We start from the raw sequence: 15,234 nt of genomic DNA on the forward strand, positions 1-15,234 counted from the left end.
ATGAGCCGCCCGACCATTACCCCTTTAAGCATTGCCCTCGGCGCGCAGATCAACGGGATCGACATCAGCCAACCGCTGAGTCCGCAAGACCGGGATTTCGTCGAGCAGGCATTGCTGGAACATCAGGTACTGTTTTTCCGCGACCAGCCGATCGAACCACCGCAACAGGCACGTTTCGCGGCGTATTTCGGTGACCTGCACATCCATCCGATCTACCCCAACATACCGGAGCAGCCTGAAGTGCTGGTGCTCGACACCGCCGTCACCGATGTTCGCGATAACGCGGTGTGGCACACCGACGTGACCTTCTTGCCGACACCCGCCCTGGGCGCGGTGCTCAGCGCCAAGCTGCTGCCGGCGTTTGGCGGCGACACGTTATGGGCCAGCGGCATTGCAGCCTACGAAGCGTTGTCGGCGCCGTTGAAAAGTTTGCTGGAAGGTCTGACAGCGACCCACGATTTCACCCGTTCATTTCCGCTGGAGCGCTTCGGCAACTCGCCTGAAGACCTGGTGCGTTGGGAGGAAGCTCGGCGCAAGAACCCGCCGTTGTCCCATCCAGTAATACGTACTCATCCAGTGAGCGGCCGCCGCTCGCTGTTCGTCAACGAAGGCTTTACCACCCGAATCAACGAGCTATCGGAAACCGAAAGCGAGGCGATCCTGAAACTGCTGTTCGCCCACGCCACCCGACCGGAGTTCACCGTTCGTTGGCGCTGGCAGGCCAACGACGTGGCCTTCTGGGATAACCGCGTGACCCAGCATTTCGCCGTGGACGACTACCGTCCCGCCCGGCGCGTGATGCACCGGGCGACGGTGTTGGGGGATGTGCCGTTTTTCAGGTGAGTGCCTTGCCCGAATGGTTTTCCGGGGTAACGCATATCCCCGTGGCGAGGGAGCTTGCTCCCGCTCGACTGCGCAGCAGTCGCAAAACCTGTCCCACTGCTTTTCCTGATACGCAGCGTTGAATGGGTTTGGGGCCGCTTCGCGGCCCAGCGGGAGCAAGCTCCCTCGCCACAGGGGTGTTCGGTGTTACTCCGCTGTCGAAGGCTTCTCCCACAGGTTAATCCCACCCTCCTGGGCAAACCGGTCGATCTCGGCCAGTTCCTCGGCGCTGAAGTTGAGGTTCTGCAACGCCCCGACGTTCTCGACGATCTGCTCCGGCCGGCTCGCGCCGATCAGGGCCGAGGTGACACGTGGATCGCGCAGCGTCCAGGCCAGGGCCATTTGAGCCAGGCTTTGGCCGCGACGCTGGGCGATTTCGTTGAGGGCGCGGACGTGGGCGATATTTTCATCCGACAGATGCGACGCTTGCAACGAGCCACCGCCCGGACGATTCACCCGCGCATCGGCCGGAATGCCTTTGAGATACTTGTCGGTCAGCAGTCCCTGGGCCAGCGGCGTGAAAGCGATGACGCCAGTGCCGAGTTCCTCGGTAGCGTCCAGCAGGTCTTTTTCCACCCAGCGATTGAGCAGGTTGTAGGCCGGCTGGTGGATCAGCAGCGGGACTTTCCATTCCTTGAGCAGCGCGGCCATTTCCCGGGTCTTCACGCCCGAATACGAAGAGATGCCTATGTACAAAGCCTTGCCTTGTTGCACGGCTGTGGCGAGGGCGCTGGCTGTTTCCTCCAGTGGCGTGTCGGGATCGAAACGGTGGGAGTAGAAAATGTCCACGTAATCCACGCCCAAGCGTTGCAGGCTCTGGTCGAGGCTGGCGAGCACGTATTTGCGCGAACCGCCGCCCTGTCCATAAGGGCCGGGCCACATGTCCCAGCCGGCCTTGCTGGAGATGATCAGTTCATCGCGGTACTGCTTGAAATCTTCACGCAACAGCCGACCGAAATTGATTTCGGCGCTGCCGTAGGGCGGGCCGTAGTTGTTGGCGAGGTCGAAATGGTTGATGCCCAGGTCGAATGCCGTGCGCAGCAAGGCTCGCTGAGTATCGATCGGCGTACTGTCGCCGAAGTTGTGCCACAAGCCGAGTGACAGGGCCGGAAGCACCAGCCCGCTGCGCCCGACGCGGCGATAGGGAATGGACTCGTAGCGGTTTTGCGCAGCGGTGTAGGTCATCGAAAAGGCTCTCTGTGCGAACGGCGAGTGGCAGAAGCTAACATTTCACAGACGCATCGGTCAGGCCGAAAGTTCGCATGGCAGGTGTGGAGCGAGCTTGCTCCGGGCGGCGATCCGACGATAGCGGTGGATCTGCCAACAAATCATCGACAGGTATGGCCTCATCGCGAGCAAGCTCGCGCCCACAGGGCTCGATAGCCAAGCCTTAACGCGCCTGCGCAAACACCTGGGCCACCCAATCCACGAACACTCGCACCCGTGGCGACATGTGTCGGTTGTGCGGATAGAGCACCGACACTGGCATGGAAGGTGGTGGAGTCGCGGCGAGGACTTCCTGGATCAGACCCTGCCGGATCGGCTCCTCCATCCGGTAATGCGGGCACTGGATCAGGCCCATCCCGGCGATGGCCGACGCGGCGTAGATTTCCGCGCCGGACACTGACAACGTGCCACCGATCGGCACTTCCTTGAGTTCGCCCTCGACCATGAACTCGAACGGATACAGCTTGCCGGTACTGCGCGAGACGTAATTCACCGCTTTGTGATGTTTCAGATCCGCGAGGCTTTTCGGCTCACCGTGCCGGCGAAGGTAAGCAGGACTGGCGCAAGTGATCTGCCGAAGATTGGCGACGCGCCGGCCAATCAATGACGAATCCGCCAACGTGCCGGAACGCACGACGCAATCAACGCCTTCGGCAATCAGGTCGACGAAACGATCCGCCTCGCTGATGAACAATTCTATTTCGGGGTAGCGAGCCATGAATTGCGGCAGCGCCGGGATCACGAAATATCGCGCCTGGGTTCCGTGCAGGTCCACCCTCAGCTTGCCTTTGGGCGCCACGCCGCGAAACGCCAGTTCGGCTTCCTCCAGCTCGGCCAGCAACTGCACGCATCGCGGGTAATAGGCTTCGCCATCAAGGGTCGGGCGTACCTTGCGGGTGCTGCGCTCCAGCAAACGCACCCCCAACCAGGCCTCGAACTGATTGAGCGTGTGGGTCAGCGTCGCCCGGGGCATGCTCAAATCTTCAGCGGCCAGGGTGAAACTGCTGCGCTCGTATATGCGGACAAATACCCGCATGGCCTTGACCTGATCCATCGGAATCCTGCGCCCTGATTGTTGAGAGATATTGAACAGTCAAGGCAACTTTCATGCATTTATCGCCAAGAGTAAACATGTGAATCTGGCTTCAACCTACCACGACATCTCAGGGGATTCTTGCCATGACTGTTCCAAACTCCAAAGTTGCCATTGTCACCGGCGCCTCGCGCGGCATCGGTGCAGAGATTGCCAAGCAACTGGCCACTGACGGTTTCGCCGTCGCCGTCAACTTCGCCAGCAGTGCCACCGAAGCCTCCAGGCTGGTTGTGCAGTTGCGCCAGGCCGGTCACCAGGCCATAGCGGTGAAGGCCGACGTGTCGGTTTCTGCCGATGTCAGCCGGATGTTCGATGAAGTCGAAGCACAGCTGGGCAAGATCGATGTGTTGATCAACAACGCCGGCATCCTCCAGGTCATGCCCTTGGCACAGCACAGCGATGAGCTGTTCGACCGCACGTTTGCAATCAATACCCGGGGCACGTTCAACACCTTGCGCGAAGCCGCGACCCGGCTGAACGACGGCGGCCGCATCGTGAATTTTTCCAGCAGCACCGTGGGCCTGAACCTGCCTGGCTATTCGGTGTACATCGCCAGCAAGGCCGCGGTGGAGTCGCTGACCCAGGTGTTTGCCAAGGAACTGCGCGGTCGACAGATCACGGTCAATGCCGTGGCCCCGGGGCCGGTCGCCACCGAGCTGTTCATGCACGGAAAAAGCGAAGAGCAGGTGCAGCACTACGCGAAGATGCCGCCCTTGGAGCGCCTCGGCCAGCCGGAAGACATTGCCAGCATCGTGTCTTTCCTGGCCAGCCCGGCTGCCGGCTGGGTGAACGGGCAGATCCTGCGGGCCAATGGTGGGCTGGTCTGATCGCCGCCCGGAGCAAGCTCGCTCCCACAAGGGAATCCTTGACCTGTGGGAGCGAGCCTGCTCGCGTTGGGGCCGGTGGTGCCAGACCCTAAGCTCGTTGACGCCGTCCTTGGGCTTAGCTCAGCGCACCAGATGCAAGAACTGCATGTGCCGCTCGTACTGATCGAGGATGTCGTTGATGACCTGCTCCTTGGAGTAGCCCACCAGGTCGTAATCCTGGCTGCCTTCGCTCAGGTGCACCTCGGCTCGGTAGTAACGCCGGTTGTTGATTTGCTTGGAGCCCATGCCGCCCCGGGCGAAGGACGGCGTGAAGTAGCCGCGCATCTGCACCTGGTAGATGAACGGATGCTGCTCGCCGTGGCCGATCTCCAGGCTGACGCTGTCGTTGGCCGGGTCTGGCTGGGTCATCACCGCCAGGCCTTTTTCAGCGAACACCGCTTTCACTTCTTCGATGGCAGGGCGCACCGTGGTGTCCAGGAAACGGTACACCTCGTCCCGGGAAGGGAAATGCACCGCCTGGCTCAGACGCTGGCGCCAGCCGCCCGTGCCCCGGCGAGATCCCGCCACCGGCGCGAGGGAATGCAATTGCGCAATCTGCTTCTGGGATTCGAGATAGAACGCCTTGTGCAGCCCCCACATCATCAGCAAAAGAATCATGGAGAACGGCAACGACGTCAGCACCACCGCTGACTTGAGCGCATCGATGCTGCCGGAAAACAGCAAGGCACTGGTCACCAGGGCGGTCATCGCTCCCCAGAACACACGCAGCCATTTCGGCCCGTCTTCATCGGGGCTGCCACCCTTGGCAGACAACGTCGAAAGCACCACGGTGCCTGAATCGGCGGACGTGACAAAAAACACGAAGCTGATAAACACCGTGACCGCGATCACCGTCTTGCTCCACGGATAGGTTTCCAGCAGCAGGTAAAGGCTCATCGACGGGTTTTCCAGGGCGGACATGCCCAAGGCACTCATGCCATGGTTCAGTACCTGGTCGAGGGCACTGTTGCCGAAGATCGACATCCACGCCAGGGTGAAACCCAGTGGAATCAAAAGCACGCCAAACACGAATTCGCGGATCGTACGGCCACGGGAAATCCGTGCGATAAACAGCCCCACGAACGGCGACCAGGCGATCCACCACGCCCAGTAGAAAACGGTCCAGCCGCCCAACCAGTCACTGGGCTTGTTGTAGGCGTACAGGTCGAAACTTTTCATCGGCAGCGCGCCGAGGTAGTCCCCCAAATTCTGAATCAGCGTGTTGAGCAGGTGCTGCGTCGGCCCGGCAAACAGCACGAACAGCAACAGCGCGCAGGCCAGCAGCATGTTGATGTCAGACATGACCCGCACACCTTTATCGACACCCGCCACGGCGACGATGATTGCCGCCCCCATCATCAGTACGATCAGGCCAACCTGAATCCACTGCGTGTGGGCGATGCCGAACAGGTAATCCAGCCCGGAATTGAGGTGCAGCACTCCAAACCCCATGTCCGCGCCCAGGCCGAACACGGTCGCGATGATGCCGAAGCCGTCCACTGCATAACCGATCGGGCCATTGATGCGCTTGCCGATCAGCGGGTACAACGCCGACCGCAAGGCCAACGGCAAGTTGTGCCGGTAGGCGAAGTACGCCAGGGCCATGCCGACGAATGCAAAGACGCCCCAGCCGTGCAAGCCCCAGTGCAGGAATAGGATCTGCATGGCCTGGCGCGCCGCATCGGCGGTGCCGGCCTCCCCTTGGGGGGGCTGGACCAGATGGGTCAGCGGCTCCGAAACGCAAAAGAAGAACAACGTGATGCTGATCCCGGCGGCGAACAACATGCCGGCCCAGGACAGGTAACTGAACTCGGGTTCGTCGTGGTCGGCTCCGAGCTTGATCTTGCCGTAGCCGGACAATGCAGTGACTACCACGAAAATCAGATACAGGGTCATCGCCAGCAAGTAATACCAACCGACCGTGTTGGCCGCCCAGTTCTGGGCCGCCAGAAGCCACGCGCCGGCCTGCTTGGGCAGCGTGATGACAACCAGGCCGAACAGCAGGATGAAGGTCGCCGAGAAATAAAACACTGGCGGATTCATGCGGACCAGGCCGCTGGGTGGGAGGGACGAAGTGCTCATCGACAGAGCACCTCGCGAAGCGAAGCAGCGATGTGTACAAACGGACTCGGCAAAGGCAAGCCTCCTGTTGTGAGCGGGCAGCAAACCAATGGTTTAACTTGAATGAACGTTCAAGTTAAACATGAATAGGGAACTAGAGACTAATCGCCGGGCTAAATGGCACGTTTCATACACTAGCCTATGGCTGGGTATGACGTTGCCTGGCGCGCATTCGTTCAGTGTTGCCTCGAACCCTGTGGAAGCTTACAAACCCTTCTTCATCTCCATTCACGCCGGGTCGAAGATTGCTGGTTGCCGCCCGAATATCCACATGCCTATAGTCCGACATCGCCTACAACCAGTACGGACTCATGATCAAAGAACAGCTGTCCCGCTTTCATCGTCTCGACCTGCTCGGTCATCCGACACCGCTGGAGAAACTTGAACGACTCTCCCAATGGCTCGGCCGCGAGGTCTACATCAAGCGCGACGACCTGACGCCCTTGGCACTGGGCGGCAACAAGCTGCGCAAGCTTGAATACCTGGGCGCCGACGCGTTGGCCCAAGGTGCCGACACCCTCATCACCGCTGGCGCGATCCAGTCCAACCATGTCCGCCAGACGGCTGCCTTGGCCGCCAGGCTGGGCCTGGGTTGCGTGGCGCTGCTGGAAAACCCCATCGGCACCGACGACAGCAATTACCTGGGTAACGGCAATCGACTGCTGCTTGACCTGTTCGACGCGAAAGTCGAATTGGTGGATAACCTGGATAACGCCGACGATCAATTGCAGGCCCTCGCTGGCCGCCTGCGCAGCAACGGGAAAAAACCCTACCTGGTGCCGATCGGTGGTTCGAACGCCCTCGGCGCACTGGGATATGTCCGTGCTGGGCTGGAGCTGGCCGAACAGATCAAGGACACCGGTATCGATTTCGCCGCCGTCGTGCTGGCCTCGGGCAGTGCCGGAACCCACAGCGGCCTGGCGCTGGCCTTGAGCGAAAGCCTGCCCGCGCTTCCGGTCATTGGCGTGACGGTTTCCCGTAGCGAAGAAGATCAATTCCCCAAGGTCCAGGGCCTGGCCGAACGCACGGCGCAGCTGTTGGATGTCGCCGTCCCGCAAGCCTTCAAAGTGAACCTGTGGGATGAATACTTTGCTCCCCGCTACGGCGAACCCAGCGCCGGCACGCTGGCGGCGGTCAAGCTACTGGCGAGCCAGGAAGGGCTTTTGCTCGACCCGGTCTACACCGGCAAGGCCATGGCGGGCCTGCTCGACGGCATTGGTCGCGACCGCTTCGACGAGGGCCCGATCATCTTCCTTCACACCGGTGGTGCGCCGGCATTGTTTGCCTACAACGCGGCGTTTTGAGGTCCAGAGAACAATCCATGTGGTTATATAGGGAGGATTTAATATTATTTTCCAACCTATAAAAGCCACCCTATAGTCTCGCCGCAGGCGCATTTGCCGCGAGACGTCTTGGCTGCTTTAAGGCAGGATGTGGCAATCTTTTCGGAGCGCGGCGACGCCTTTCCATCCAAACGATGTCTTCTAAGAAAACACAGGGGCTTGTCATGAATTTTTCCGCATTACGTCGCAACCTGCTGGTGGGTTCGCTGGGCCTGGTACTGGGCGCCGGCCTGCTGGGGCAAGCGGTTGCCGGTGAGCAACTGCAAAACATCAAGGACGCTGGTGAAATCAAGATCGGCCTGGAAGGCACGTACCCACCGTTCAGCTTCGTTGACGCCGACGGCAAGCTGACCGGTTTCGAAGTGGAATTTTCCGAAGCCCTGGCCAAGGAGCTGGGTGTGAAGGTCAAGCTGCAGACCACCCCATGGGCAGGCATCCTCGCGGCACTGGAATCCAAGCGCCTGGACGCTGTGGTCAATCAGGTGACCATTTCTGAAGAACGCAAGAAGAAATACGACTTCTCGGAGCCGTACACAGTTTCCGGCATTCAAGCGCTGGTCCTGACCAAGAAAGCCGACGAGCTGAACATCAAGAAAGCCGCTGACCTGGGCGGTAAAAAAGTCGGCGTTGGCTTGGGCACCAACTACGAACAGTGGGTCAAGGCCAACGTGCCTACCGCCGATGTACGCACTTACGAAGATGACCCGAGCAAGTTCCAGGACCTGCGCGTAGGCCGCATCGACGCCATCCTGATCGACCGCCTCGCCGCGCTGGAATACGCCAAGAAAGCCAAGGACACGACCGCCGCCGGCGAAGCCTTCTCTCGCCAGGAGGCCGGTATTGCCCTGCGCAAAGGCGAGCCTGAGTTGTTGGCCGCCGTGAACAAAGCCATAGAAAAACTGCGCGCCGACGGCACGCTGAAAAAACTGTCGGAAAAATATTTCAACGCTGACGTCACCCAATAATGGAAGCAGCTCTTCAACTCGCGTTGGACTCCGCGCCCTTCCTGCTCAAGGGCGCGTATTACACCGTCATCCTCAGCCTGGGCGGGATGTTCTTCGGCTTGTTGCTGGGGTTCGGCCTGGCGCTGATGCGCCTGTCTCGTCTCAAGGTGGTCAACTGGATAGCCCGCGCCTACGTGTCGTTCTTTCGCGGCACGCCGTTGCTCGTGCAGTTATTCCTGATCTACTACGGGTTGCCGCAGCTGGGGGTCGAGCTGGACCCGCTCCCAGCGGCGCTGATCGGTTTCTCGCTGAACATGGCGGCCTATGCCTGTGAGATCCTGCGGGCCGCCATCAGCTCCATCGAGCGCGGCCAGTGGGAAGCGGCGGCGAGCATCGGGATGACCCGTGCCCAGACTCTGCGTCGGGCCATTTTGCCGCAAGCCGCGCGTACGGCCCTGCCACCGCTGGGCAACAGCTTCATCTCCCTGGTCAAGGACACCGCGCTGGCGGCGACTATCCAGGTGCCGGAGCTGTTCCGTCAGGCGCAATTGATCACCGCCCGTACCTTCGAAATCTTCACAATGTATCTTGCCGCCGCGCTGATCTACTGGGTTCTCGCCACCGTGCTTTCGCACTTGCAGAACGTATTGGAAGCTCGGGTCAATCGGCACGACCAGGAGTCCTGACCCATGATTGTCGTGGAAAAACTGACAAAGCAGTTCAAGGGTCAGGTGGTGCTCAACGGCATCGACTTGAAGATCGAAGAAGGCGAAGTGGTTGCGATCATCGGCCCCAGCGGTTCGGGCAAGACGACCTTCCTGCGCTGCCTGAATTTCCTCGAAGAGCCCAGCAACGGTCGGATCAAGGTCGGCGACATCGAGATCGATGGCAGTCGCCCTTTGAACCAGCAGCAGGGCCTGGTGCGTCGTTTGCGCCAGCAGGTCGGTTTCGTGTTTCAGAACTTCAATCTGTTCCCCCACCGCACCGCGCTGGAGAACGTCACCGAAGGCCCGATCGTGGTGAAAAAGACGCCCCGTGCCGACGCCGAAGCGCTGGGTCGCAAACTGTTGGCGAAAGTCGGCTTGGCCGGCAAGGAAAACGCCTATCCAAGGCGCCTGTCCGGTGGCCAGCAACAGCGCGTGGCAATCGCCCGGGCGCTGGCGATGGAACCGGCGGTGATCCTCTTCGACGAGCCCACCTCGGCCCTCGACCCGGAACTGGTGGGTGAAGTACTGGCAACCATTCGTGGCTTGGCCGAAGAAAAACGCACCATGGTCATCGTGACCCACGAGATGGGCTTCGCCCGGGATGTGGCAAACCGCGTGGTGTTCTTCGACAAAGGCGTGATCGTTGAACAAGGCGAAGCCAAGGCATTGTTTGAAGCACCGAAAGAAGAGCGTACCCGACAGTTCCTCAGCAAGTTCCTCTCAGCCGGACACGGCACGCACTAAAGCAGCACAATGTCGTTACTTCCAAGGATGGAAGTAAGACAACTTGCAACATCCCACATTCAAAGCAAAACGTGAACTTCCCGCTTTTACTTATCCAGCCAAGTTAGAAAGTTATTCAGTCGCGCCTCGACTGAGATCAGCCTATCCGCACTCTGCGAAGCCTCGAACCCCAACGCCCGAGGAAAAGTACGACCAGAACAACGTATTCTTAACAGCAATGCGTAGGACATTTCTGAAGCCTGACATTATCAACTTTTGCGCAAGCGCTTCTATTGACACTGAAACTCTCCAACCTTTATCTAGACGCAAACAGGCGAAGCGCTTTACTTATCTTCAATAAAAATCAACGAGCATCCTAAAACCAAGTAACGCGGCAATTATTCACGTCTTCGATATTTCCGGAACGTAGTGCGTTTAGACATCAAGGAGAACACCCATGACATGTACGTCGCATACCCCTGAGTTGCCCGCGCCCACCTTGGCCAGCAGCGGCATCAATATCACCAGCGCCGCGCACCTGGAGGTCGTTGTAGCGCCCTACCCCGGCATGGATCCGGGGGATCTGGTCGAATTATTCTGGGACAACTGCTACGTCGGCTCCCGCCTGCTTACAGAATCGGACCTGCGCGCAAGCATTTGCCTGCGGGTACCGGAGAGTTTCATTGTCAACGGGACCTCCCGCGTCCACTACCGCGTCATGCAAATCGGACGCGGGCCGGCGCTGTCCGCGGCGCGACAGGTTCAGGTCAAGCTGGACTGCCCCGGTGGCCAACCGTCGGCCTTGACCGGTGATGAAAACCAGAGCCTGGCGCCGGTGCGGATCCCGGAAACCATCCGCCGCCAAGGCGTGAACCCGAACCAGATCAGACGTGGCGTGCCGGTGACGATCGAGCCCTACCTGAACATGGCCGCCGACGATGCGATTACCGTGCGTTGGGGCGACGTGCGCATGGACCTGCCAAGGATCAAGCCTTGTGAAGTAGGCCAACCGGTCCACGTCTGGGTTCCGCCGGAAGTCATCATGGAAGCGGGCGAGGACCTGCGTCTGGAAGTGACCTATTGCATCATCGACCGGGTGGGCAACAATTCCCGCTGGGCTCCGCCGCGTACGTTGAAGATCGGTTGCGCCAACCCGTATCTGAAGAATCCGCCGTCAGATCTGCTCGTGGCCGCTGAACCGCGACGCCGGGCGCCGTGACGTTTCTCTTCCGTAGTCGTATTTGGAAAGGCCACGGCGGTATCACATCCAGCCTATGGTTATTCCTAAAAGTTAGTTCAAAAATAATATCTACGCGTTTAGGGTATATAAACCGGACCACCGGACATTCTTGATTTTGGTCGCCGCTTCATCGCGGCGTTTTCTTGAGATGTGAGGTGGGTATGGTACGGAACACAATCACCCCAATGCAGGGCGCCAAGGCACTGCGTGCAGCCACGGAGTGGCTGTGATGTCCGATCTGGCCCAGGCAAAGGTCCAGAGCGACCTGGACATCGCCCCATCATTGCTGCCGGCGCAGGTGCTGCGCACCGATGCCGAAGCAATCAAAGCTGCCCATGAACTGGCGCAATTGGCGCGCCAGCAAGCTGCGCGTCGCGACCAGCAACGCAAGCTGCCCTGGTCGGAAATCGAGCAATTCACCCGCAGCGGGCTCGGCAGCATTGCCGTGCCCCGCGATTACGGTGGCCCGCAAGTCTCCTGCGTCACGATCGCCGACGTGTTTGCAATCATTTGCGCAGCCGATCCGGCCCTTGGTCAGATTCCCCAAAACCAGTTCGGCGTGCTCCAGCTGATTCTTGCCACGGGCACCGAGCGGCAGAAGAGATTGCTTCTCCAAAGCGTGCTGGAAGGCTGGCGCATCGGCAATGCCGGACCGGAGCGCGGCACCCGCAACACCTTGGAACTCAAGGCACGGATCACGGCCGACGGTGACGGCTATGTCATCAACGGGCAGAAGTTCTATTCCACCGGTGCGCTGTTCGCCCATTGGGTCGCCGTCAAGGCCTTGAATGAGGAGGGTCGTCAGGTATTGGCGTTCGTGCGGCGCGGCACACCGGGCCTGCGGATCGTTGATGACTGGTCGGGCTTCGGCCAGCGCACCACGGCCAGTGGCACGGTGCTGCTGAACGATGTGCGGGTCGACGCCGAGCTGGTACTGGACAACTGGCGCATCAACGACACGCCCAACGTGCAAGGAGCATTTTCGCAACTGATCCAGGCCGCTATTGACCTGGGCATCGCCCGCGGCGCCATCGACGATGCCATCGACTTCGTGCGCAAACGCTCGCGCCCCTGGATCGACGCCAACGTCGAGCGGGCCAGTGACGATCTGTATGTCATCGCCGATGTCGGCAAGCTGAAGATCGAACTGCACGCCGCCGAGGCTTTGCTGCGCAAGGCCGGGCAGGTGCTTGACCAGGTCAATGCCGCGCCGATCACCGAACAGTCCGCCGCCCGCGCCTCGATAGCCGTCGCCGAAGCCAAGGTCCTGACCACCGAAATCGCCCTGCACGCCAGCGAGAAACTGTTCGAGCTGGCCGGCAGCCGCGCCACCCTCGCTGAATTCAACCTTGATCGCTACTGGCGCAACGCACGGGTCCACACCCTGCACGACCCCGTGCGCTGGAAATACCACGCGGTCGGCGATTACCGCCTGAACGGCACCTTGCCGGCCCGGCACTCCTGGATTTGACGACCCCGACTCTGGAGCAGCACATGACGTTTTCCCAACACGTCGCGGTGATCACCAGCGATGAACAAGCCTTGATTGTCGCCAGCGACCTGGCTGATGACTTCAAACGCGACAGTGCCCTGCGCGACCGCGAACGGCGTCTGCCTCTTGCGGAGCTGGAAGCGTTCACTCGCGCGGGCCTATGGGGCATCAGCGTGCCCAAGGCCTACGGCGGTGCGGGCGTATCCAACGTCACGCTGGCCAAGGTCATCGCGCTGATCTCACAGGCCGATGGTTCGCTCGGCCAGATTCCGCAAAATCATTTCTATGCATTGGAAGTGCTGCGGGTTAACGGCAGCGAGGCCCAGAAGCAACGGCTGTACGCCGAGGTGCTGGCCGGCCAGCGGTTCGGCAATGCTCTGGCGGAGCTCGGGACCCGGACGGCCCACGATCGCATCACCCAACTGCGTCGCGACGGCGAGGCCTATCGTATCAACGGCCGCAAGTTCTACGCCACCGGGGCGATCTATGCCCAGCGCATCCCCACCTCGGTGGTGGATGAAAACGGCGTGCAGCAATTGGCGTTCGTCCCGCGCAGCAGCAAGGGCCTGACGGTGATCGACGACTGGAGCGGTTTCGGCCAGCGCACCACCGGCAGCGGCTCGGTGGTGTTCGAGGATGTCCTTGTCGATGCCGAAGACATCGTGCCCTTCCAGAGCGCCTTCGAACGCCCAACGCCGGTAGGCCCGTTGGCGCAGATCCTCCACGCCGCCATCGACGCCGGCATCGCCCGCGCCGCCTATGAAGACGCCCTGCATTTTGTCCGCAGCAAAACCCGTCCGTGGATCGACGCCACCAGCGACGTCGCCACCCAGGACCCGCATACTCTTAAAAGCTTCGGCCACCTGAGCATTCGCCTGCATGCCGCCGAAGCCTTGCTGGAACGCGCCGGTGAACTTCTTGACCGCGCCCAGGCCGACACGAACGCAGAAACGGTGGCGGCGGCCTCGATCGCCGTGGCCGAAGCCCGGGCCCTCAGCACTGAAATTTCCCTCGCCGCCGGCAGCACGCTCTTCGAACTGGCCGGCAGCCAGGCGACCCTGGCCGAGCATGGCCTCGACCGCCACTGGCGCAACGCCCGAGTGCACACCCTGCACGACCCGGTGCGCTGGAAGTATCACGCGGTCGGCAACTTCTACCTCAACGATGAAAAACCGCCGCTGCGGGGGACAATCTGATGGCGGCCGGCAAGAAAAAAATCCTCCTCAACGCGTTCAACATGAACTGCATCGGGCACATCAACCACGGTCTGTGGACCCATCCAGAGGACACTTCGACCCAGTTCAACACCATTGAATACTGGACCGGGCTGGCCCAGTTGCTGGAGCGAGGTTTGTTCGACGGGTTGTTCATTGCCGATATCGTCGGGGTCTATGACGTTTACCAGCAGTCCGTGGACGTCACGCTGAAAGAATCGATTCAACTGCCGGTCAACGACCCGTTGCTGCTGGTATCGGCAATGGCCGCAGTGACGAAGAACCTCGGCTTTGGCCTCACCGCCAACTTGACCTACGAACCGCCGTACCTGTTCGCCCGGCGCATGAGCACGCTGGACCACCTGAGCCGCGGACGGGTTGGCTGGAACATCGTCACCGGCTACCTGGACAGCGCCGCCAAGGCCATGGGCCTTACCGCGCAGGTCGAGCACGACCGGCGCTACGACCAGGCCGACGAGTACCTGCAAGTGCTCTACAAGCTATGGGAAGGCAGTTGGGAAGACGACGCGGTCATCAACGATCGCGAGCAGCGGATTTATGCCCGGCCAGAGAAAGTGCACAAGGTCCAGCATCAGGGGGAGTTCTATCAGATCGAGGGTTATCACCTCTGCGAGCCCTCGCCACAGCGCACGCCGGTACTGTTCCAGGCGGGCAGCTCCGAGCGGGGCCTGCTGTTCGCTGGGCGCCATGCGGAGTGCGTGTTCATCAGTGGCCAAAACAAACCGGCGACCAAGGTCCAGGTGGACAAGGTCCGCGCCAGCGCCCTCGCGGCTGGGCGCCATGCCGAAGACATCAAAGTGTTCATGGGCCTGAACGTGATCGTCGGCGAAACCGAAGCGGCGGCCTGGACCAAGCATTCCGAATACCTGGGCTACGCCAGCGCCGAGGCCGGAGTGGCGCATTTCTCCGCCTCGACGGGCATTGATTTTGCCGAGTACGAACTGGACGAACCGATCCTGTACGTGAAGAGCAACGCCATCCAGTCCGCCACCAAGACCCTGCAAAACAACGACTGGACCCGACGCAGATTGCTGGAGCAACACGCCTTGGGCGGTCGCTACATCACGGTGGTCGGCTCGCCCGAACAGGTCGCCGATGAGCTGGAATCCTGGATCGCCGAAACCGGCCTCGACGGCTTCAACCTGACCCGCATCGTCACGCCGCAAAGTTACCTGGACTTCATCGACCTGGTGATTCCCGAGCTGCAGCGACGCGGGTCGTACAAGACCGAATACGACGATGGCACGTTGCGGGAAAAGCTGTTTCACGGGGGGGCTCATTTGCCCGAACAACATACCGGCTCAACCTACCGGCACTGATCCTGTGGCGAGGGGGCTTGCTCCCGCTGATGGGCGAAGCCC

The 15,234-nt window shown here is 60.7% G+C and carries 13 protein-coding genes; 10 read left to right on the forward strand and 3 right to left on the reverse strand.

Annotated features, from left to right (window positions below):
- The gene (gene tauD, locus J3P92_RS24040; RefSeq protein ID WP_420766439.1) at positions 1-843 is read left to right on the forward strand and encodes a taurine dioxygenase; all 843 of its coding nucleotides are present in this window, start codon (positions 1-3) and stop codon (positions 841-843) included.
- Positions 844-1,029: 186 nt separating this feature from the next.
- On the opposite strand, the gene mgrA is transcribed toward tauD, so the two are convergent.
- Together mgrA and J3P92_RS24050 are read right to left on the reverse strand one after the other, a co-directional pair.
- Positions 1,030-2,067 carry an L-glyceraldehyde 3-phosphate reductase gene (gene mgrA, locus J3P92_RS24045; RefSeq protein WP_434561220.1) on the reverse strand — a complete coding sequence of 346 codons (1,038 nt, stop codon included), beginning with the start codon at positions 2,065-2,067 and terminating at the stop codon, positions 1,030-1,032.
- A gap of 205 nt (positions 2,068-2,272) precedes the next feature.
- On the reverse strand, positions 2,273-3,163 hold the full coding sequence (locus J3P92_RS24050) for a LysR family transcriptional regulator (RefSeq protein WP_434561222.1): 891 nt from the start codon (positions 3,161-3,163) through the stop codon (positions 2,273-2,275).
- Positions 3,164-3,288: 125 nt separating this feature from the next.
- Between J3P92_RS24050 and J3P92_RS24055 the strand changes: the two genes are divergently transcribed.
- Positions 3,289-4,029 (forward strand): SDR family oxidoreductase, encoded by a 741-nt coding sequence (locus J3P92_RS24055; RefSeq protein WP_434649294.1) that lies wholly within the window; start codon positions 3,289-3,291, stop codon positions 4,027-4,029.
- Between the two features lie 120 nt (positions 4,030-4,149).
- Here J3P92_RS24055 and betT read toward each other — a convergent pair whose 3' ends face one another.
- Complete coding sequence (gene betT / locus J3P92_RS24060; protein WP_434611683.1) at positions 4,150-6,111, reverse strand: choline transporter BetT; 1,962 nt, start codon at positions 6,109-6,111, stop codon at positions 4,150-4,152.
- Between the two features lie 389 nt (positions 6,112-6,500).
- Between betT and J3P92_RS24065 the strand changes: the two genes are divergently transcribed.
- The 8 genes from J3P92_RS24065 (at position 6,501) to J3P92_RS24100 (ending at position 15,192) form a co-directional block, all read left to right on the forward strand.
- A complete protein-coding gene (locus J3P92_RS24065) occupies positions 6,501-7,493 on the forward strand; it encodes a D-cysteine desulfhydrase (RefSeq protein ID WP_434608372.1) in 993 nt (330 codons plus the stop codon).
- 203 nt (positions 7,494-7,696) lie between these two features.
- Complete coding sequence (gene tcyJ / locus J3P92_RS24070; protein ID WP_420766444.1) at positions 7,697-8,497, forward strand: cystine ABC transporter substrate-binding protein; 801 nt, start codon at positions 7,697-7,699, stop codon at positions 8,495-8,497.
- Positions 8,497-9,162, forward strand: coding sequence for a cystine ABC transporter permease (gene tcyL, locus J3P92_RS24075; protein ID WP_420766445.1), 666 nt, complete (start codon positions 8,497-8,499; stop codon positions 9,160-9,162). Before tcyJ ends, tcyL begins: the two co-directional genes overlap by 1 nt.
- 3 nt (positions 9,163-9,165) lie before the next feature.
- The gene (tcyN, locus tag J3P92_RS24080; protein WP_434649296.1) at positions 9,166-9,927 is read left to right on the forward strand and encodes an L-cystine ABC transporter ATP-binding protein TcyN; all 762 of its coding nucleotides are present in this window, start codon (positions 9,166-9,168) and stop codon (positions 9,925-9,927) included.
- 436 nt (positions 9,928-10,363) lie between these two features.
- The gene (locus J3P92_RS24085) at positions 10,364-11,125 is read left to right on the forward strand and encodes a hypothetical protein (RefSeq protein WP_434649298.1); all 762 of its coding nucleotides are present in this window, start codon (positions 10,364-10,366) and stop codon (positions 11,123-11,125) included.
- Between the two features lie 250 nt (positions 11,126-11,375).
- Positions 11,376-12,617, forward strand: coding sequence for an SfnB family sulfur acquisition oxidoreductase (locus tag J3P92_RS24090; RefSeq protein ID WP_434649300.1), 1,242 nt, complete (start codon positions 11,376-11,378; stop codon positions 12,615-12,617).
- Between the two features lie 23 nt (positions 12,618-12,640).
- The gene (locus tag J3P92_RS24095) at positions 12,641-13,834 is read left to right on the forward strand and encodes an SfnB family sulfur acquisition oxidoreductase (RefSeq protein WP_434608381.1); all 1,194 of its coding nucleotides are present in this window, start codon (positions 12,641-12,643) and stop codon (positions 13,832-13,834) included.
- Positions 13,834-15,192, forward strand: coding sequence for an LLM class flavin-dependent oxidoreductase (locus J3P92_RS24100; protein ID WP_434649302.1), 1,359 nt, complete (start codon positions 13,834-13,836; stop codon positions 15,190-15,192). Before J3P92_RS24095 ends, J3P92_RS24100 begins: the two co-directional genes overlap by 1 nt.
- Positions 15,193-15,234 lie beyond the last annotated feature (42 nt).

It is taken from the genome of Pseudomonas sp. D3-27 (assembly GCF_051132165.1).
In the GTDB taxonomy this organism is placed as follows: Bacteria; Pseudomonadota; Gammaproteobacteria; order Pseudomonadales; family Pseudomonadaceae; genus Aquipseudomonas.

Coding starts and splice junctions, on each gene's coding strand:
- tcyL (WP_420766445.1), top strand. CDS start 8,497: ATGGAAGCAGCTCTTCAACTCGCGTTGGACTCCGCGCCCTTCCTGCTC.
- tauD (WP_420766439.1), top strand. CDS start 1: ATGAGCCGCCCGACCATTACCCCTTTAAGCATTGCCCTCGGCGCGCAG.
- J3P92_RS24050 (WP_434561222.1), bottom strand. CDS start 3,163: ATGGATCAGGTCAAGGCCATGCGGGTATTTGTCCGCATATACGAGCGC.
- J3P92_RS24055 (WP_434649294.1), top strand. CDS start 3,289: ATGACTGTTCCAAACTCCAAAGTTGCCATTGTCACCGGCGCCTCGCGC.
- J3P92_RS24095 (WP_434608381.1), top strand. CDS start 12,641: ATGACGTTTTCCCAACACGTCGCGGTGATCACCAGCGATGAACAAGCC.
- tcyN (WP_434649296.1), top strand. CDS start 9,166: ATGATTGTCGTGGAAAAACTGACAAAGCAGTTCAAGGGTCAGGTGGTG.
- mgrA (WP_434561220.1), bottom strand. CDS start 2,067: ATGACCTACACCGCTGCGCAAAACCGCTACGAGTCCATTCCCTATCGC.
- J3P92_RS24085 (WP_434649298.1), top strand. CDS start 10,364: ATGACATGTACGTCGCATACCCCTGAGTTGCCCGCGCCCACCTTGGCC.
- J3P92_RS24065 (WP_434608372.1), top strand. CDS start 6,501: ATGATCAAAGAACAGCTGTCCCGCTTTCATCGTCTCGACCTGCTCGGT.
- tcyJ (WP_420766444.1), top strand. CDS start 7,697: ATGAATTTTTCCGCATTACGTCGCAACCTGCTGGTGGGTTCGCTGGGC.
- J3P92_RS24090 (WP_434649300.1), top strand. CDS start 11,376: ATGTCCGATCTGGCCCAGGCAAAGGTCCAGAGCGACCTGGACATCGCC.
- betT (WP_434611683.1), bottom strand. CDS start 6,111: ATGAATCCGCCAGTGTTTTATTTCTCGGCGACCTTCATCCTGCTGTTC.
- J3P92_RS24100 (WP_434649302.1), top strand. CDS start 13,834: ATGGCGGCCGGCAAGAAAAAAATCCTCCTCAACGCGTTCAACATGAAC.